Below are 18,024 nucleotides of genomic sequence, written 5' to 3'. Positions count from 1 at the left end.
CGGTGCCGTCGGCCGCGACGCCGAGCGCCCGCGCGGGGATCAGTGAGAAGGAGAGAGCCAGCGCGACGACGACCAGCAGGGGCACCGCCTCGATGAGCACGCGCAGTGCGGAGCCGACGACGCGGCGCGTCGCATGGGCGTCACGTCCCAGGCGCCTCATGGACGAGACCCGATGGCGGAGTAGTCCGCCCATGGTCCGACGTGCATCGCCGTCAGGCAATCCGTTCTCATGGAATCCACCATAACCGTCCTCCGCCCAGGCGCCGTACCAGTCCGGGTTCGAAGGCGTGGTCGTCGCCGGATCGCATCCGCGACCACCTCCCATGGTCTTTCCTCCGGAAATCGCACGGATGGGAAGGATCGGAAGCGCGATGCATCCGCGGCTGCATGCGATGAGCATCCAGGATGCGTCGTCAGGAACGGGCCCATTACAGAAAAAGCCTCATGACCGGCCTCGTTCTGGTCCGTCTGACGACCTCCGTAAAGCCCAACGCCCTGTAGGCCGACGGAACTCCGGTCCACAGGAACGCCCCTGGCATGCCGTCGCCGTGTGGCACGACGGGGTACGCCTCGATGATCGTGGCCCCGTTCACCCGTGCATACTCCACCGCCCCCTGCACAAGCTCCGAGGACACGCCCTGATGACGATGACGCCTCTCCACGAAAAGACAGCCGACCGACCAGACCGGACGATCATCCACCCGTTTGAGGGCTCGTGACCTCTCCAGCCGCGGATAGGCCTTCCGGGGGGCGATCGAGCACCATCCGACGGGGACGTCGCCTCTGTACCCCAGCACACCCACAGGTTCGCCCGACATGACAAGCTCCCTGAGGGCGATTCTGTTGGCATCTCCCTTACCCGATTCGAACGACGCTTTTTCGACGCGCCAGTACATGCACCAGCAACCGCCGCAGGCTCCCCTGTCCCCGAAGAGCAGCTCGAGGTCCGACCATCTGGCCGAATCCACGGGGAATACGGTCAGCGCTCTGCGCGTGTCCTCGTACAACGGCATATGTCGTCCGGCCTCTCTTCCCTGCGATCTCGTCAGAGCCCGTCCCGTGACGACGAGAACCCCTCTGAGAGGGGACCGCGGTCGTCACGGAAAGGAGCCGCCATCAGCGCCCACCCCTCGCGAACCAGGCCACCGTCTCCACATGATGGGTCAGGGGATACAGGTCGAAGGCGTGGATGTCGGCGAGCCGGTATCCCAGCGTCGTCATGGTCGCCGTGTCGCGGGCGAGGCTCGTCGGATCGCAGGCCACGTAGACGATGTGCCGCGCCCCGGCCGCGGCCATGGCACGGCATACCTGGGCACCGGCGCCGGAACGCGGCGGGTCGAGGACGACCACATCGGGATGGGCGAGCGCGGCCGTCTCCGCCCTGCCCATGCCCCGGTCATGCCCCGATGCCACGCCGCGCAGCACGCGCGCCACATCACCGCAGCGCACGACGGCCCGGTCGTCGAGCCCCGCCGCGGCGAGGTTGCGCCGAGCGTCCTTCGCGGCCTCGCGCACGCCCTCGATGGCGAGCACTCGTGAATCATCGGCGGCGAACCCAGCCAGAGGAAGCGTGAACAGACCCGAACCGGAGTACAGGTCCCACACCGCCGCCCTGTCGACGCCGTCCAGGGCGCGACGGACCAGGGACAGGACATGACCGGCGAGGGTGGCCGGCGCCAGACGGTGGACCTGCCAGAAGCCGGATGCGGACACGTCGTAGTCGAAGGATCCCTCAGGGAGAACGACGGTCTCGCGGATCGTCGGCGACCCGAGGACGACCTTCCCGCCGACGAGGACGGCACGGCGACGATCCGGACCGACGGAATCGGCTTCTCCTGACTCCGGGCGCGACGAGGAGGACGCCGTGGATGAGGACCCCGGGGTCCCGGCGGCGACGACCCGCAGACGCGTCCCCGCAGGGAACCCTCCGGCCCACAGGTGGGCATCCCGGGCCGCATCCAGAACGGTCCGGGTGGCCAGAGGCATGTCGTCCACGGCGACCGGATCGTGGGAACCCCGTCGCCGCATGGAGGGACGGCCCTCCACATCGGCGACCAGATCGATGCGCGTCCGCCAGTGAAGGCCCCGGCTCTCCTCGTCCCCGGGCATCCTCTCGACGGTGACGGGACCGGGGTCGAGATGGCCGAGCCGCGTCATCTGCTCGCGAATCGTCGCCGCCTTCCACGCGAGCTGCCCCGGAAGGCTGACATGGACGAGGTCGGCCCCGCCGACCCCTCCCCCGGACGACAGCGGTCCGGCGAGAGGCCAGACGGGTTCGCGACGCTCGGGGTTCGGCTCCTGGACGGCGACAACCTCGCCCGTCCAGAACCTGTCCTCGCGTTCATGCGGTTCGTCGAGCTCCACCGTCACGAGCTCCGCGGGAAGCGCGAAGCGCACGAACACCACGCGTCCGTCGATATGAGCCACGCATCTGCCCTGGTCGGCGTAGCGTTCGATGCGGACGGTTGCTTGCATGCCTGTCTCCTTGGGAATGTCGGATTCCGCCGGCCATCGCACGATTGCCTGGCCGGAATCCACGTCTCGCGGCCCCTCGGGAATCCGGAGCCCTTGGTCCACCAGCCTAGCCGCGTTCGGCGAGACGATGACGATGCAGCGGCGTGGCGATGAGGAGATACGAGGCCCAGATCGCCAGAGCCCAGAAGGGCAGGCCCATGGCCAGTCTGGCGGTTCCCAGCCACCCCACGCGATCGGCGGCGTAGAGAGGGACCTGAACGGCGAGACGCAGGGCGAAGACTCCGATCCACAGCCCCGTGGCGGCTGCGTAGGCACGCCGCAAATCCTGGTCGGCACGCCAGCCCTTCAGCCACGCCCCGAAGCGGCTTGTCGGCGTGGTTCTGATGAACTCGACAAGAAGGCCGATCCCCGGAGTCCTGACGAGAAGCGAGACGGCCAGAAGCACGAGATAGACGGCGTTCGTCATGAATCCGAGCATGTAGTAGTTGCGGGCGTCATTGCTTCTCCACGCCCATACCAGGCAGATGACCACGGCGACGAGACCGCCCAGAGCCCCCATGGCGGACTGGCGCTGCAGGAGTCGGACCAGCACCTGGACGACGGCAAGCCCCGCCGATGCCACGATGGTGAGCCGCAGATCGGAGGTGACCATGAACAGCACGACGAAGACAAGCCCGGGAAGGATGGACTCCGCCACACCGCGCACCCCGCCGATCGCGCGTATGACGGAGAAATCGTCGTCACCGGCCTGCGCCAGCGCCGCCATTCCCCGTCGTTCGCGCTCGGCCATGGGGCGGACTACCGGACTTCCGAGAACATGGGGCCACGCGACAGCGTGGACTTGACCTCGGTCTGCTGGTCGGAGTCGAAGGGTCCGGTGGGACGCTTGGGAATCGAGGGCGTGTCGTCCTTCGTCTCGTCCTCGTCGTCCGCCTTCTGCGAATCCTCCTCGGCCTTGCGACGCTGCTCGGGCGTCAGAGGAGCATGCAGGGGGATGAGGTCGCGGGGTGCCAGCGGATCCTCTCCGCGCACGACGATGATCGATGCGAAGAAGCCGTTGAGCGCCGCCGCCTCGCCGCCGGATTCCGTCGCTGCGGGACCGGAGAAGATTCCCCGCAGCATCCAGCGCGGGCCGTCCACCCCGACGATGCGGGTGTGCAGCGTGCGTCCCGCCTTGTTGCCGACCGGAAGAGCCACCTCCATGCCGAATATCCCCGGATGCTCCGTGGCCTTCTCGTTGCCGTCAAGCAGGTCGGCGCGCACGTCGTCCCACAGGCCGAGGGTTTTGGGGGCAGCGAACGGCTCGATCTCAAGACTCGAACGGCCGAAGGTGACGATGCATCCGAGGACCTGCTTCGTGGCTCGTGCGGCCTTCACGCGAAGCTCCATGCCGGGAAGGACGGGAAGCAGATAGCCTCCGAGGTCGAGATACTCCCCGTCGTCCGGAGCGTTCTCCTCGTCGAGGTCCCACGGCCCATAGAGGTCGCCGCGGTCCTCATATTCCTCGCTTGGCTCGACGGGGAAGGGATCGTCCTGGCCGTCCTCATCGACGTCCTCATCGGAAAGGAGGTCGTCCTCGTCGTCCTCGGACCCCTCGTCATCCTCCTCGTCGGAAAACACGGTCTCCGGTTTTCCGTCGAGGTCCGACGCGGAATCCGACGCCTCGGCCTCGGACTCCTCCTGCGCGTCGTCGCGGTCCTCGTCATCCTCGGTCGGGTCAACGCCGTCATGCGTCTTCCTACCGAATTTCCACCATGCCATGATGCCTCGTTTCCGCGGTCTGCGATCGGAACCAGCCTAGCACCCGCGCATGCGGCGGTCCGTGGATCCCGGAAGACACGCTTCGCGCGGCACGCACGCCTAGAGGTCGTAGGTGACGCTGAGCGGGGCATGGTCGGACCAGCGAGCCTCGTAGCTCGGCGCCTTGTCGATGGCGAAGCCCTGCGCCGCCCGGGCAAGCCTCGGGGTCGCGAACTGGTAGTCGATCCTCCAGCCGACGTCGTTGTCGAAGGCCCGTCCGCGCTGGCTCCACCAGGTGTAGGGGCCCTGCACCTCTCCGGCAAGACCGCGAACCACGTCGACGAGCCCATACTCGTCGAGCCAGCGGTCGACGTAGGCGCGCTCCTGCGGCAGGAACCCCGAATGCTTCTCGTTGGCCTTGGCGTTCTTGATGTCCAGCGGGGTGTGGGCGATGTTGAAGTCCCCGCAGAGCACGACCTGAGGGCCATCCGAGGCCGCCTGGTCGCGCAGCTGTCCGAGTCGTGCGAGCATGGCCTCGAGGAAGCGGTACTTCTGCCCCATCTTCACGGGGTCGTCGGCGTTGCCGGCGTGGACGTACACGCAGACCACGGTGATGACGGCACCCGTCGGCGTGCGCAGATCCGCCTCGATCCAACGACCGGTGTCCACGTCCTCCCCGAGACCGGGAAGACCGTAGCGGCGCCCGACGACGGGGAGGGTGGTGAGCAGAGCCACACCCGCGCGTCCCCTGATCCGGCACACCTCGTTCATGGAGGCCAGCCCCGTGGGGTCGGCGATGCGTCCGGACTGGGCGTAGTCGAAGCCCAGCGCACCGACGATCCGGTCGACGTCGGGCTGCGGAGCGCGCACCTCCTGCAGGCACCACACGTCCGGAGCATGGCCCTTCGCCCATTCCCCGATGCCCTTGCGGTCGGCCGCCCTCAGACCATTGACGTTGGAGGTGGTGATGGTGATCGACATCAGTCGATCCCCAGCTTCAGGCTTCCTCCGGGAATCGCCGCCAGCAGGTCGCGGGTGTACTGCCGCCGTGGATGGTCGAACACCTCGTCCGTGGTGGCGTGCTCGACGAGCCGCCCCTTCTGCATGACGACGACCTCGTCGGCGATCTGCCGGACCACCGCCAGGTCATGGGTGATGAACAGATAACTCAGGCCCTTCTCCGCCTGCAGATCGTTGAGCAGACGCAGGACCTGGTCCTGCACGAGCACGTCGAGGGCGGACACGGCCTCGTCGCAGACGATCACGTCGGGGTCGAGGGCCATGGCGCGGGCGATGGCGATGCGCTGCCGCTGGCCGCCGGACAGCTCGTTGGGATAGCGCCCCATGACGGACTGGGGAATCTCGACCATGTCGAGCAGCTCGCGCACGCGGGCCACCCGGCTGCGCCGCGTGCCGATGCGATGGATCCGCAGAGGCTCCTCGATGGCCCGGTAGATCGAGTACATGGGGTCGAGGGAGCCATAGGGGTTCTGGAACACCGGCTGGACATGCCGGCGGAAGTCGAGCAGGGTGGCCCCCGAGAACTCGCCGATGTCATGGCCTTCGTAGCGCACGGTCCCGGAGGTCGGCCGAAGAAGCCGCAGGACCATGTTGGCGACAGTGGACTTGCCGGAGCCGGACTCCCCCACAAGAGCCAGGGTGGTGCCGCGCCTCAGCCCGAACGAGACGTCGTCCACCGCGCGGAACATCTCCCTGCGCCGAGGCAGACGGAACTCGCGGACCAGATGCTCGACCTCGATGATCGGCCCTCGGCGCGCCAGGTCGGCATCATCGGCGACGTGATGCTCAAGCAGCGCGCTGGCGTCCCCGCCTCGGCTTCGCACCGAGATGATGCGCTGGGAGGCGAGGGATGGCGCCGCGGCGACCAGACGCCGGGTGTAGGGATGCTGCGGATGCTGAAGAACCTCGAGGGAGGGGCCCGACTCGACCACGCGGCCGCGGTACATGACGACGATATGCTGCGCCCTCTCCGCCGCCAGCCCCAGATCGTGCGTGATGAACAGCACGGCGGTGCCCATCGAATCGGTGAGGGCGTGCAGATGGTCGAGGATGCGCTTCTGGACGGTGACGTCGAGGGCCGAGGTGGGCTCATCCGCGATGAGAAGGTCGGGACGGCAGGCCAGTCCGATGGCGATAAGCGCCCTCTGGCGCATGCCTCCGGAGAACTCGTGCGGGAACTGACGGGCACGGGTCGCGGCGTCGGGAAGGCCCGCCTCGGCGAGCAGGCCGGCGACGCGGTCGTTCATGGTCGAGCCGGTCACATGCCGTTCGGCGATGTCATGAGCCTTCGCCTTCGGTACCCCGACCTTTTCGAGGTCCTGCGCAATTTGGACGCGGGTCGACGCCCCGGGAGTCCAGGACTCCGTGAAATCCGCGATCCGGGCGTCCGCATCCGGCACCCCGGCCTCCGGCAAAGCGGCACGGACCTCGTCAAGGAGAGCGGGAAGCCCGCGAGACCCAAGGAACGTCTCGTCGCCCTCATCCACGGCGTCAACCGCTTCCGCGTCCCGGGCGGACAGCGCACGAGCCAGCTCCGAGCGCTTCTCGTGGGCGACGTCCATCCCGTTGGCCCGGAGAGCCTCCCCCACCTGCGTGCCGATTCTCCACACGGGGTTGAGGTTGCTCATGGGGTCCTGGGGGACCAGACCCATGCGCCGTCCGCGAAGACCGTGAAAGTCACGGTCCTTCAGGCCGACGAGCTCATGGCCTTCGAAGTCGATGGACCCTCCGACGACGTGTCCGGTTCCCGGCAGGAGGCCCAGAACGGCCATCGCGGAGGTGGATTTCCCCGATCCCGACTCTCCCACGATGGCCACCCACTGGCCGGGGTAGACGCTGAACGAGGCGTCACGCACGGCGTGGACCGGCCGGCCGTCCTCACCGGTGAAATCCACCTGCAGGTTCTTCACCGCCAGAAGCGGTCTCCCGTCGCGCTGCGGTCCCGCGGGCCGCCCGTTGGCATCCATGCCGTCCATCGTGTTCTCCTGCCTGCTCATGCGGTGCGGCTCTTGGGATCAAGGGCGTCCTTGACGGCGTCGCCCATCATGATGAAGGCCAGCACCGTGATCGCCAGCGCCACCGACGGATAGAACAGCACCATCGGGTCGGTGCGCAGCATCGACTGGGCGTTGGAGATGTCGCCTCCCCAGCTCACCGTCGTCGTCGGCAGTCCGATGCCGAGGAAGCTCAGGGTCGCCTCAAGAACGATGTAGGAGCCCAGCGAGGTCGTGCCCACGACGATGATGGGCGCCAGCGAATTGGGGATTATATGCCGGAACAGGTTACGCATCGGCGTGGAGCCGAGCGCGGTGGACGCCGTGTTGAATTCGAGGTTCTTGGCCTCCATGACGGCGCCGCGCGCGATTCTCGCCACCGACACCCACCCGAAAAGGGCCATGACGAGGATGATCTTCCAGATGGACCCGTTGGTGCGGAACATCTGCAGCACGACGATGGCACCGAGCAGGATGGGCAGGGCGAGGAAGATGTCCGTAAGCCGGCTGAGCACGGCATCGACCCATCCCCCGAAGAAGCCGGCGACGGCACCGACAAGCGATCCGATGATCACGACGAGGAGGGTAGCCAGCACGCCGACGCTCAGCGACGTGCGCGTGCCATAGACGACTCGCGTGTAGATATCGCAGCCCTGAAGGTCGAATCCGAAGGGATGCCCGGCGGAGCCGGGGTCCAGCGACCTGTCGAGATTGCAGTAGTTGGGGTCCTGCCGGGTGAACAGGCCAGGGAACAGCGCCACGACCAGGATGACGAGGATGAGCAGCGCCGAGACGATGAACAGCGGGTTGCGCCGCAGCGTCCGCGATGCGGAGGCCCACATGTTCGTCGCGGGAGCCGACTCGTCGAGGGAGTCGACCGCCTGCAGAGGCGTCTCGTCCACGGGGGCGACATAGCGCTCCTGGCCCGGCAGGGGCGCCGACGGCGAGGTCTCGGCGGGAACGGCGGCCGTTATCGCCGTCCTGTCCTTCTGGTTTCCGGTGGGGATGTCTGGCGTCATCGGCGTTCTCCCTTCACGCGTAGCGGATGCGCGGGTCAAGGGCCGCGTAGAGCAGATCGACAAGCAGATTGGACACGACGAACACGAGCATGAGCAGGGTGACGATGGAGACCACCATGTTGCCCTCGCCCTTGAGGATGCTCTGATAGGTGAGGAAGCCGACGCCATGGATGTTGAAGATCGTCTCGGTGATCATCGCGCCGCCCATCAGCGCGCCGAGGTCCTGCCCGAGGTAGGTGACGACGGGGATGAGGGAGTTGCGAAGCACATGCCTCATCAACACGGAGGAGCCGCTCATGCCCTTGGCGCGGGCGGTGCGCACGTAGTCCTCGGAGAGGTTCGAGGAGACCTCCGAGCGGGTCAGCCGGATTATGTAGGCCATGGACACCGAGCCGAGCACCATCGCCGGCATGAGAAGGTCGAGGAAGCCGGGGTCGCTGCCCGCCGTGACGGGGAGGATACGCCACTTGACTCCCAGGAAGTACTGGCCGAGGAAGCCGGTGACGAAGGTGGGCACGGAGATGAGCAGCAGCGAGACGACGAGGATGACGGTGTCGTACCACTTGCCCTTCTTGAGTCCGGCGATGACGCCGAAGACGATGCCGAAGATGCCCTCGAAGACGAAGGCCATCAGGGCCAGCCTGATGGTGACGGGGAACGCCCTGCCGATCTCGGCGATGACGGACTGACCGGAGAAGGTCTGCCCGAAATCCAGGGTGAGGGCGTTGCGGAGGAAGAGCAGATACTGGATGATGAAGGGCTTGTCCAGATTGTATTCGGCCCGTATCTGGGCGGCGACGGCCTGGTTCACCGGTCTGTCCCCGAACATCGCCTTGACGGGGTCGCCCGGAAGGGCGAAGACGAGTGCGTAGACGAGCAGCGTGGTTCCCAGCACCACGGGTATCATCTGCAGAACCCTTCGTAGAAGGTACTTGCCCATCTCTCTCCTTCCCCCGGCGTCGAGTCCTGCTACGGCGCGCGAAGCGCGGGGTGCGGCCCGTTCGTCACGACAGTGTACCCCACCGATGCGAGAGAGACACCGCCCGGACGATGCCCGGGACCGCCACTCTCCGATGTTCGTCTTTTCATTCCCGCCACAGTCAAAGGTGCGTCATCCGCGACCTGCGGACGACGGAATCACCAAGGACGTCCGATGCCGCTCCTCCGCCGAGGTGCCGGCGGCGACCCCTGGGGATCCTCGGCGCGATCACGATGCCTGGCATGAAGAGGGGCCCGGACGAATCCCGTCCGGGCCCCGGGCACGATCGCCCTGGTGACGGCCGCCGGTCATGCGCGACCGTCAGGAGGCGTCATGCCTCACTTCGTGAGGTTGGTGTACACCGGCAGATTCTGCCAGTCCATCTCGAAGCCCTTCACCCCGATCGCCGCTACGCCGTCGGCGTTGGAGTAGTAGAGCGGGATGGCGGGCAGATCGTTGAGCAGGATCTCCTGGGACTGCTGGTAGATCTTGTTGGCCGCAGCCGTGGTCTTCGCCGCGTAGGCCTTGGTCATCAGCGCATCGAACTTGGCGTTGCTGTAGTCGCCGTCGTTCGATCCGTTGCCGTTGCCGGCCGCCGAATCGTAGAGCTGGAAGAGATAGTCCTCGGCGGACGGGTAGTCGGGCTGCCAGCCGGTGCGGAAGGCTCCGGTCATCTGACGCTTGGTGATGGCGTCACGGAACTCCTGGAAGGTGGCGATGGGGTTCGTGGCGGCGCTGATGCCCAGATTGTTCTTCAGCTGATTGACGACGGCCTCGTAGATGGGCTTGGACCCGCCGTCGGCGTTGTAGGAGAAGGTCAGCGTTCCCGTGTACTTCGAGATGGCGTTGGCCTCGGCCCACAGCTTCTTGGCCTTGGTGGGGTTGTATGTGAGGTTGTCGTTGCCGGGGATGCTCTTGGAGTAGCCGGGGGTCAGCGGCGAGGTGAACTCGACCGCCGGCGTCGCGACGCCGTTCAGCACCTTGGTGGTGATGGCCTTGCGGTTGATGGCCATGGAGATGGCCTGCCGGCGCAGCTGTCCCTCCTTGGTGTCCGTCTTGAAATGCTCGAGCGACGAGGGGATCGTGAAGGTCTGGATGACCGAGCCGGCCTTGTTGTAGGCCTGCACGGTGGAGTCCGTCTCGAAGGTCTTCGTCGCGGAGGCCGGGACGGTCTCCATCACGTCGAGGTTGCCCGCCTGGATGTCGGCGTAGGCCGCCTCGTCATCGGTGTAGATCTTGAAGGTGATTCCGGCGTTCTTGGCCACGTCGTTGCCGTGGTAGTCGGGGTTCTTCACGAGCTTGATCTCGGAGTTGTGCGTCCAGCTTTCGAACTTGTACGGGCCATCGCCGACGGGCTTCTGACCGAAGGCCTTGGGATCCTTGTAGAAGGACTCGGGCAGGGGCGCGAAGGCGAGATAGCCGACCTTGATCGGGAAGGTCGCGTCGGGCTGGGCCATGGTGACGGTGAAGGTGTGGTCGTTGACGACCTTCAGACCGGACAGCTGCTCGGTGCCCTTGAGGTTCTTGGTGTCCTGCAGCGCGTCATAGCCTTTGATCGTGGAGAAGAACGAGGAGCACAGCTGGGCGTTCTTGGCGTTGGCGACGTAGCTCCACGCCTTGGTGAAGGATTTGGCGGTCACGGGCGTGCCATCCGTGAACTTCCAGCCGGACTTGAGGGTGATCGTGTATTCGCTCGAGTCGGAGTTCGGGGTGATGGACTTGGCCACCTCGTTCGAGGCATTGCCCTTGGCGTCGAAGGACACCAGGCGGGCGAACAGAAGATCACCGGGCTTGCCGCCACCGGTTTCGTTCGTGTTGCCGGGGACGAGGGGGTTCTGCGGCTCGGAAGCGTAGGCGGTGATGATGTCGCTGTCGCTCGACGATGATGACGAGGACGACCCGCCACCGCATGCGCTCAATGCCATGGCCATCGTGCAGACGACGGCCGCCGCGGCAAGCAATTTCGTTTTTCTCATGGACTTCCTCTCTCTCGACCGGAAGGACGGCATCCCTCCGTGATGGGTTCCGCGGCTCTCCAACCGCCGACCCCGTCGGTTCGCAGTCATGATACGCGCCCTGAAGCACTCCGGAGATGACGGGTCGTCGTCTCCACGTCTGACGGAGGGCAATCCCCCCGTGGCGGAGCCGGAGCCGCGCGCGACAATCACGCGAAGGGACAGCGTCTTCGACCATCCCACCCGGAAGCCGCCGCCACGATGAGCACAGCCGGAATGTGAGCAAGAAGACATTGAGATCAGAGAGGAACGGATGTCGAGAATCTCCTCTGGGGATTACAATGATGGCCTTCTCAGGCTCTCGGGAACGCCTGGTCGTAACGGCGGCGTGCGGCCTCCATGGACACATGCGTGTACCGCTGCGTCGTCGTCAGGGAGGAATGGCCGAGAAGCTCCTGCACCTCGCGCAGGTCGGCTCCCCCGTCAAGCATATGGGTGGCCGCGCTGTGGCGCAGCGCATGCGGGCCGACGTCCGGGACTCCGGCCCGACGCGCGGCGTCATGCACGATGCGACGGACGACGCGCTGATCGATGCGCCCTCCACGGGCGCCCAGGAACATCGCCTCAGCGGATCCCGTGCCGGCGATCAGCACGCGGCCGCGAGACAGCCATCCGTCGAGCGTGGCCGCGGCGGGGGCCCCGAAGGGGACCATGCGCTGCCTGTTCCCCTTGCCCGTCACCCGGGCGAGACGCTGCCCCATATCGACGTCCGGCACGTCCAGGCCGACGAGCTCCGCCACGCGCATGCCCGACGCGTACAGCAACTCGACGATGGCCGCATCCCGCAGCGCGAGGGCCCTGTCGGCGGCGGAACCCGGCCCGCCTCCCCGAAGCGGGGACGGGGCGGATTCGCGACGACCGTTCTCCCCCGCCGGCGAGGCCCGGCCCTCGCCGGCGGCGTCATCGGCCGCGTCCATCATCCGTTCCGCCTGCGCATGGGTCAGGACGACGGGCAGATCGACGGGAATGCGCGGGGTCATCAGTCCCGCCGCCGGATCGTATTGCAGCACCCCATGCGATGCGGCCCATGCGAAGAAACCCCTGACGGCGACGACGCGACGGGCCATGGTGGCCCTCGACCTGCCCGGCGAGACCCGTGCCATCCAGGCCCTGAGGTCGTCGATGCGGACCCGTGACAGATCCGCGGTGTTCTCGACACCCAGCACCTCCAGGCAGGACCGGATGTCCGTCCCATAGGCACGCCGAGTGTTCCCGCTCAGCCCCCGGTTGGATGACAGCCAGGACAGATACGCCCCCAGCAGAGTTCCACGATCGCCCACGGCCATACGCCTCAGCCTCCCACGAACCATCCTCTCCCGTCGACTCTACGACCCTCTGTCGTATGGGTCCACGCCGACGCAACCAGAACTCGACGAGAGGGCGGAGGGGGGGCAACCTACGAGACGAGGACGAGCGATAGGATGACGTGTGACGGAGCGAACCGACACGCCGGGCGGAATCCCTTCCGGCGACCACGGACCAAGGCCGCCCACCGACCTTCCGAAGTCCTTCACCGAAAGACGGCACGCGGCAGGATACGCGGCGAGGAGCAACCACACGCGCAGGATGACCACCGATGTCTGGCGCGTCGACACGGACACCCACCCACCAGCGCTCCCCGGCCAACCGGAATGCGACGCACAACAGGAAGGACGCGCACATGGCCCGACACGCACAGCAGAGAACAGGTTCATCTTTGAAGGAGGAAGGCGAATCCGGATCCGGACGTCCCTCCCTGGACGCGCCCCTCTCCGCCGCATCGCATGACATGGAATCCCGACCTCCCGCAAACGTCGCCGGTCCATCCGCGGCTCCCGTCCCGGATGCGGCTGACGAGGGGTCGCCCATCGTCGCCAGGGCCGTCGACCTGACGAAGTCCTATGGCACCGGCGACACCGCCGTGATCGCCCTCGACCATGTCAGCGTGGACTTCGAACGCGGAGGTCTCACGGCGATCATGGGTCCCTCGGGCTCCGGCAAGTCCACCTTGATGCACTGCATGGCCGGACTGGACACGCCCACCTCCGGCAAGGTGTTCGTCCAGGGGCTCGAGGTCTCCTCCATGGGCCAGAGGCAGCTCACGCGTCTGCGCCGCGAGCGCATCGGCTTCATCTTCCAGTCCTTCAATCTCGTTCCCACCCTCACGGCGAAGGAGAACATCCTTCTGCCCCTCCAGATCGCCCGTCGTCCCATCGACCGCGACTGGTTCGACCACGTCGTCCGCGTCGTGGGTCTGGAGAACCGCCTCGACCATCGCCCCAGCCAGCTGTCCGGCGGACAGCAGCAGCGCGTCGCCTGCGCCCGGGCCCTCATGTCTCGTCCCACCGTGATCTTCGCCGACGAGCCCACCGGCAACCTCGATTCCCGTTCCAGCCGCGACGTGCTGCGCTTCCTGCGTCATAGCGTGGAGGACTACGGTCAGAGCATCGTCATGGTCACGCACGACCCCCGGGCGGCCTCCTACGCCACCCGGGTGCTCGTGCTCGCGGACGGCAGCATCACCGAGGACCTCCGCGACCCCAGCTACGAGCGCATCCTCGAGGTGTTCGCCGGCGACTCCGACCCGGCCGACCCCACGGACGGAGGCCGCTCGTGATCCGCATCGGCCTGCGCGACGCACGCGGCCATTTCGGCCGATTCGTCATGTCGATCGTGGCCATCGCCCTCGGCGTGGCCTTCGTCGTCGGATCCTTCTGCTTCCGCCAGATGCTCGACAACCAGGTCTCCGAGATGATGGCGACCAACGCCGACCATGACGTGTACGTCCGCGGATCGGAGAAGGTCTCCTCGACCGGATCGGCGGCCGCCGCGACATCGACGACCGGAAGCTCGGACAGCTACAACGCCATCGATTCGGATCTCGTGACCACGATCAGGAAGGTCGCCGGCGTCGCCTCCGCCTCCGCCACGGGGTCCCTGTCCGGGGTGGTGCTCGTCGATCACCAGGGCGATGCCGTCTCCACCATGGGTTCGCCCACGGTGGCCATCGCCATGGGGTCGTCCAAACCCTGGCGCTCGGCGCATTTCACCTCCGGGCATGAACCAAGCGGCGACGACGAGATCGCCCTGCACTCCTATGCCGCGGAGAAGTCGGGGCTGTCGGTGGGCGACACGACAACCGTCGTGTTCTCCGACGGACCTCGGACCATGCGCGTCGTCGGCGTCTTCTCGACGGACTCCACCCAGGCCGGCGCCATCATCCTCGGCATATCCCCATCCCTGCTGAGGCACTACCAGTCGCTGACCTCGACGACGTCGACGACCACCTCCTCGATAGGGGTCTACGGAAGCCTGAGCACGCCGCTGGATGCGGCCGCCCAGCAGAGACTGGCCGACCGCATCAACGCGGCGCTCCCGGCAGGATCAAAGGCCCATGCCATCACCGGCGACGAAATGCGTGACGAGTCGACGAAAACCACCCAGGAGCAGCTGGGATTCGTCCAGCCGCTGATCCTCATCTTCGCGGTCATCGCGCTTTTCGTCGGCTCCTTCATCATCGCCAACACCTTCTCGATGATCGTGCGCGAGTCCATGCGCGGCTACGCCCTGCTGCGCTCCATCGGAGCCTCCCCCGCACAGGTCTTCTCGACCGTCATCGTCCAGGCGCTGGCGCTCGGCGTGGTCGGCTCGGGCATCGGCATCGGCCTCGGATGGGGGATGGTCCGCCTCATCGTGGTCGGACTGTCCCATGCCGGTCTGCCTCTGAGCGGATCGGCCGACCCCACCCCCGGAGACATGGCGATCGGCTTCCTCGTGGGTCTGGTGGTCTCCGTCATCGGAGCCGCCCTTCCCGCCCGACGAGCGGCCTTCGCCCCTCCCATCCAGGCGATGAACGAGACGGTCAATCCCGAAAGGCCCGTGCGGATGCGCGGCGTCCTGGGAACGGCGATGATCGTGCTCGGCGCGGCGAGCTGGACGTTCACCGTCGCTCTGGCCGAGGCGGACGGCGACGGCCCGACCCCATGGGGCGCCGTGAACTCGATGTCCACCGGCTGGCCTCTGGGAGTGGGCGCCGCGCTGGTGATCCTCGGCGTCATCGTCGTCGGCCCCGCGCTGGTGACGCCGGCCGGCATGGCCCTGGGATGGCTGCCGTCCAGAATCTTCCGCGTCACGGGAGCCCTGGCGACCCGCAACCTGTCCCGTTCGCGGCGACGGACCTCCAACACCGCGGCCGCGCTGTTCGTCGGCATCGCCATCGTCAGCTGCCTGGCCGTCATCGCCTCCTCGGCTAAGACCTCCGTGTCCTCCCTCATCGACACCGGGCTCAAAGCCGACTTCGCGCTGAACACCGCGACCTACGGCAGGATCCCGGACGGAGCCATCAAGGCGGTCGAGAAGACCAAAGGCGTGGGCTCCGTGACCACCGCAAGCGTGGCCACCGGCGTCACCTTCGGGGACAGGTCCACCTCAGCGTCGACGACGGTGCTCGTCGCCAGATCCACGCTGTTCACCAAGGCCTTCGCGGCCACGGCGACGGCAGGCGACCCGCGTACCGCCCTCGACGAGGGACAGCTCGTCGTCGGCAGCACCGTCGCCACGAACCGCGGCTGGAAGGTCGGAGACAAGGTGAAGGTCACGTTCTCGGCCTCCGCTCTGACGTCCTCCGCGACGGCCTCGGGCGCATCAGCGACGACATCCTCGTCGGCGACCTCCGCACAGGATTCGGCGGCGGAGTCGACAAACTCCTCCTCCTCAGCAACGGAGTCCACGACACCCGTCACGTCGGGAAGCCGCACGCTGCGCATCGGGGCCATCATCGACAACGCGGCCTACCGCAGCACCGTCGTCATCGGTGATTCCACCGCCGACGGCTTCATCGACTCGCGGGCCAGAATCGTCGTCGACGTCTTTGTGAGCGCGGCGAAGGGGCAGGATCTCCCGACCCTCAAAAAGCGCCTGCTCAAGGCCGTGCGCCCCTACTACGTGGTCACCGTGATGAACCACGACGACTACAAGTCGGCGATCAGCGCCTCCATCGACCAGATGCTGCTCATCCTCTACGCCCTGCTGGCGCTGTCGATCCTCATCGCCATCTTCGGCATCGTCAACACGCTGGCGCTGAACGTCTCCGAACGCACGCGGGAGATCGGTCTGCTGCGAGCCATCGGCACCTCCCGCGCGCAGATCCGCGGGATGCTAGGGATCGAGGCGGCCATCATCTCGGTGTTCGGAACGCTTCTGGGACTGGCCACCGGAGTGGCCGCGGGCGCGGTCATCCGACAGGTGTACGCCTCGCAGGGTCTGGAGAACCTCACCATACCCTGGGCGCAGCTGATCGGATTCCTCCTCGTCTCCATCCTCGTCGGTCTTCTCGCCAGCGTCTCTCCCGCCAGCCGCGCGCTTCGCAAGCCCGTGCTCGACGCCGTGGCCAGCGAATAGGAGTCGGGCATGCCACAGGACGCCGAGGCGAGAAGCGGGATGCCCCATATGCCGCCGGCCGGAGCCATTCCGACCGGCGTGCGCGTGGTCGTGCGCGTCCGCGGCGACAGGGACCCCCGTACGGGGAGGATGACTTTCCACGACGTGCTCGGACACGTCCTCGGATGGGATGGGAGGAGTCTCGCCATCCGGCGCGACCCCTCGCGGGACGGCTCCCGACCGACGCAGGACATGCGGATCGACGGGACGACGATAGCCGTGCTCAAGCCCGTCCCCGAACGTCGCCCCTTCGCCCCCGGACGGCCCTAGGAACCCTGACACGTCGCGATGTCTCCGACGGGCTTTCCTTGGACCCTTCAGAGGCCTCGCGGCGACACGCCGCACACGGGATGCGCCGAGAAGTCCCGCCGTTGGGCGACGATCCGCAGATCCGGCGTGATGTCCACGATCCGCTCGCCACGCACGGCCGAGGCCCGCAGCAGCCGCCTCCACTCCCCGGAGCGCACCTGCGCGGTCTGCAGGACGAATTCGGCGGGATCCGCCTCATGCGCCAGCGAGGCGCGATAATCCCGGTAGGGCTGTCCAAAGGCGAAGAAACCCTCGATGCCGGATTCGTCTCCCGCCTCGAGAAGATCCGCGGCCTCGTCGAGGCGACGGGACATCCTCCGCAGCAGTCCGACCACGTTGCGGGAGTCCTCGACGACCATCGCCTTGGTGCGCTGGGGATCGGTGAGCGCCACGCGCGTCATGTCCCGCCAGGATCCCGCGGACATGGCCGCCGCGACGCAACGCTCCGGGGAGGCCGTGAGTTCGTCGATCATCGCCGTCGCCACCACATGCGGCATATGGGAGATCATGGCCGCCGACCGGTCGTGCAGCGCATCATCGACCACGATGATGCGGTCCTCCACCCCATGCAGCACGAGTCGGGCCACGGCGAGGAAACGAGCGAACGACGTCGTCCCGTCGACGGTAAGCACCCACAGCGCCTGGTCGAAGAGACGGGCGTCCGCCGCGGAGAACCCGGACCGCTCGTTGCCGGCCATCGGATGGGCGCCGACATAGCACGATGCCAGGCCGGCCTCGGCCACCTGCCGGCGGACCATGCCCTTGACGCTTCCCACATCCGTGAGGGTCGTCGCGTCCCGGTCGAGCACACGAGACAGCGACGCGAGGACCTCGGGCATGGCTCGCAGCGGATTGCACAGGAGGAGAACGTCCGGCGTCTGCAGCGCCAGCTCCTCCAGCGAGTCCATGCAGCGGATGCCGGCGCACCGGGCCGCCGCATAGGGCCGGGGCGTATGGTTCCAGGCGGATACCTCGCATCCGGACTCCACAAGCCTCAGCGCCAGCGACCCCCCGATCAGTCCCAGTCCGACGATACCGACCCGCGTCACCATAAC

Annotated in this window: 15 protein-coding genes; 3 read left to right on the top strand and 12 right to left on the bottom strand. The window is 67.0% G+C overall.

Annotated features, from left to right (window positions below; translation table 11 throughout):
* The 11 genes from RWX87_RS02725 to RWX87_RS02675 all read right to left on the bottom strand — a co-directional run.
* A partial coding sequence (locus RWX87_RS02725; protein ID WP_314686661.1) for a hypothetical protein occupies window positions 1–193 on the bottom strand: 193 nt, incomplete at its 3' end.
* Window positions 194–428: 235 nt separating this feature from the next.
* Window positions 429–1,013, bottom strand: coding sequence for a GNAT family N-acetyltransferase (locus RWX87_RS02720; RefSeq protein WP_314686659.1), 585 nt, complete (start codon window positions 1,011–1,013; stop codon window positions 429–431).
* Between the two features lie 103 nt (window positions 1,014–1,116).
* Window positions 1,117–2,475: a TRAM domain-containing protein gene (locus tag RWX87_RS02715; RefSeq protein ID WP_314686657.1), complete on the bottom strand. Its 1,359-nt coding sequence runs from the start codon at window positions 2,473–2,475 to the stop codon at window positions 1,117–1,119.
* Between the two features lie 106 nt (window positions 2,476–2,581).
* Window positions 2,582–3,265, bottom strand: coding sequence for a DUF3159 domain-containing protein (locus RWX87_RS02710; RefSeq protein ID WP_314686656.1), 684 nt, complete (start codon window positions 3,263–3,265; stop codon window positions 2,582–2,584).
* A gap of 8 nt (window positions 3,266–3,273) precedes the next feature.
* Window positions 3,274–4,236 carry a DUF3710 domain-containing protein gene (locus RWX87_RS02705; RefSeq protein ID WP_314686654.1) on the bottom strand — a complete coding sequence of 321 codons (963 nt, stop codon included), beginning with the start codon at window positions 4,234–4,236 and terminating at the stop codon, window positions 3,274–3,276.
* 99 nt (window positions 4,237–4,335) lie between these two features.
* Complete coding sequence (locus tag RWX87_RS02700) at window positions 4,336–5,196, bottom strand: exodeoxyribonuclease III (RefSeq protein WP_314686651.1); 861 nt, start codon at window positions 5,194–5,196, stop codon at window positions 4,336–4,338.
* Window positions 5,196–7,211, bottom strand: coding sequence for a dipeptide ABC transporter ATP-binding protein (locus RWX87_RS02695; protein WP_399552278.1), 2,016 nt, complete (start codon window positions 7,209–7,211; stop codon window positions 5,196–5,198). Before RWX87_RS02695 ends, RWX87_RS02700 begins: the two co-directional genes overlap by 1 nt.
* A gap of 17 nt (window positions 7,212–7,228) precedes the next feature.
* Window positions 7,229–8,248, bottom strand: coding sequence for an ABC transporter permease (locus RWX87_RS02690; RefSeq protein ID WP_399552277.1), 1,020 nt, complete (start codon window positions 8,246–8,248; stop codon window positions 7,229–7,231).
* Between the two features lie 13 nt (window positions 8,249–8,261).
* Complete coding sequence (locus RWX87_RS02685) at window positions 8,262–9,188, bottom strand: ABC transporter permease (protein WP_314686646.1); 927 nt, start codon at window positions 9,186–9,188, stop codon at window positions 8,262–8,264.
* A 377-nt stretch (window positions 9,189–9,565) separates the two neighbouring features.
* Window positions 9,566–11,203, bottom strand: a complete 1,638-nt coding sequence (locus tag RWX87_RS02680; RefSeq protein ID WP_314686642.1) for an ABC transporter substrate-binding protein — start codon at window positions 11,201–11,203, stop codon at window positions 9,566–9,568.
* 332 nt (window positions 11,204–11,535) lie between these two features.
* A complete protein-coding gene (locus RWX87_RS02675) occupies window positions 11,536–12,528 on the bottom strand; it encodes a tyrosine recombinase XerC (RefSeq protein ID WP_399552276.1) in 993 nt (330 codons plus the stop codon).
* 482 nt (window positions 12,529–13,010) lie between these two features.
* Between RWX87_RS02675 and RWX87_RS02670 the strand changes: the two genes are divergently transcribed.
* Genes RWX87_RS02670 through RWX87_RS02660 form a run of 3 tightly spaced genes read left to right on the top strand, consistent with a single transcriptional unit; the run spans window position 13,011 to window position 16,930 of the window.
* Window positions 13,011–13,838, top strand: a complete 828-nt coding sequence (locus RWX87_RS02670) for an ABC transporter ATP-binding protein (protein ID WP_314686635.1) — start codon at window positions 13,011–13,013, stop codon at window positions 13,836–13,838.
* Window positions 13,835–16,621 (top strand): FtsX-like permease family protein, encoded by a 2,787-nt coding sequence (locus RWX87_RS02665; protein ID WP_314686633.1) that lies wholly within the window; start codon window positions 13,835–13,837, stop codon window positions 16,619–16,621. Before RWX87_RS02670 ends, RWX87_RS02665 begins: the two co-directional genes overlap by 4 nt.
* Window positions 16,622–16,630: 9 nt before the next feature.
* A complete protein-coding gene (locus RWX87_RS02660) occupies window positions 16,631–16,930 on the top strand; it encodes a DUF6725 family protein (protein WP_314686631.1) in 300 nt (99 codons plus the stop codon).
* Window positions 16,931–16,977: 47 nt separating this feature from the next.
* Here the strand turns inward: RWX87_RS02660 and RWX87_RS02655 are convergent, their stop codons facing one another.
* Window positions 16,978–18,021, bottom strand: coding sequence for a prephenate dehydrogenase/arogenate dehydrogenase family protein (locus RWX87_RS02655; RefSeq protein ID WP_314686630.1), 1,044 nt, complete (start codon window positions 18,019–18,021; stop codon window positions 16,978–16,980).
* Between the last annotated feature and the right edge of the window lie 3 nt (window positions 18,022–18,024).

The sequence above is a fragment of the uncultured Bifidobacterium sp. genome, assembly GCF_963540075.1.
GTDB lineage: Bacteria > Actinomycetota > Actinomycetes > Actinomycetales > Bifidobacteriaceae > Bifidobacterium.
Note: the sequence above shows the minus strand (reverse complement) of the source record. Positions and strands in the feature narration are given on the sequence as shown.

Excerpts from the sequence above, each read along its gene's own strand:
- RWX87_RS02680 (WP_314686642.1), bottom strand. The coding sequence starts at position 11,203 with ATGAGAAAAACGAAATTGCTTGCCGCGGCGGCCGTCGTCTGCACGATG.
- RWX87_RS02690 (WP_399552277.1), bottom strand. The coding sequence starts at position 8,248 with ATGACGCCAGACATCCCCACCGGAAACCAGAAGGACAGGACGGCGATA.
- RWX87_RS02675 (WP_399552276.1), bottom strand. The coding sequence starts at position 12,528 with ATGGCCGTGGGCGATCGTGGAACTCTGCTGGGGGCGTATCTGTCCTGG.
- RWX87_RS02685 (WP_314686646.1), bottom strand. The coding sequence starts at position 9,188 with ATGGGCAAGTACCTTCTACGAAGGGTTCTGCAGATGATACCCGTGGTG.
- RWX87_RS02655 (WP_314686630.1), bottom strand. The coding sequence starts at position 18,021 with ATGGTGACGCGGGTCGGTATCGTCGGACTGGGACTGATCGGGGGGTCG.
- RWX87_RS02715 (WP_314686657.1), bottom strand. The coding sequence starts at position 2,475 with ATGCAAGCAACCGTCCGCATCGAACGCTACGCCGACCAGGGCAGATGC.
- RWX87_RS02660 (WP_314686631.1), top strand. The coding sequence starts at position 16,631 with ATGCCACAGGACGCCGAGGCGAGAAGCGGGATGCCCCATATGCCGCCG.
- RWX87_RS02710 (WP_314686656.1), bottom strand. The coding sequence starts at position 3,265 with ATGGCCGAGCGCGAACGACGGGGAATGGCGGCGCTGGCGCAGGCCGGT.
- RWX87_RS02695 (WP_399552278.1), bottom strand. The coding sequence starts at position 7,211 with ATGGACGGCATGGATGCCAACGGGCGGCCCGCGGGACCGCAGCGCGAC.
- RWX87_RS02720 (WP_314686659.1), bottom strand. The coding sequence starts at position 1,013 with ATGCCGTTGTACGAGGACACGCGCAGAGCGCTGACCGTATTCCCCGTG.
- RWX87_RS02670 (WP_314686635.1), top strand. The coding sequence starts at position 13,011 with ATGGAATCCCGACCTCCCGCAAACGTCGCCGGTCCATCCGCGGCTCCC.
- RWX87_RS02705 (WP_314686654.1), bottom strand. The coding sequence starts at position 4,236 with ATGGCATGGTGGAAATTCGGTAGGAAGACGCATGACGGCGTTGACCCG.
- RWX87_RS02700 (WP_314686651.1), bottom strand. The coding sequence starts at position 5,196 with ATGTCGATCACCATCACCACCTCCAACGTCAATGGTCTGAGGGCGGCC.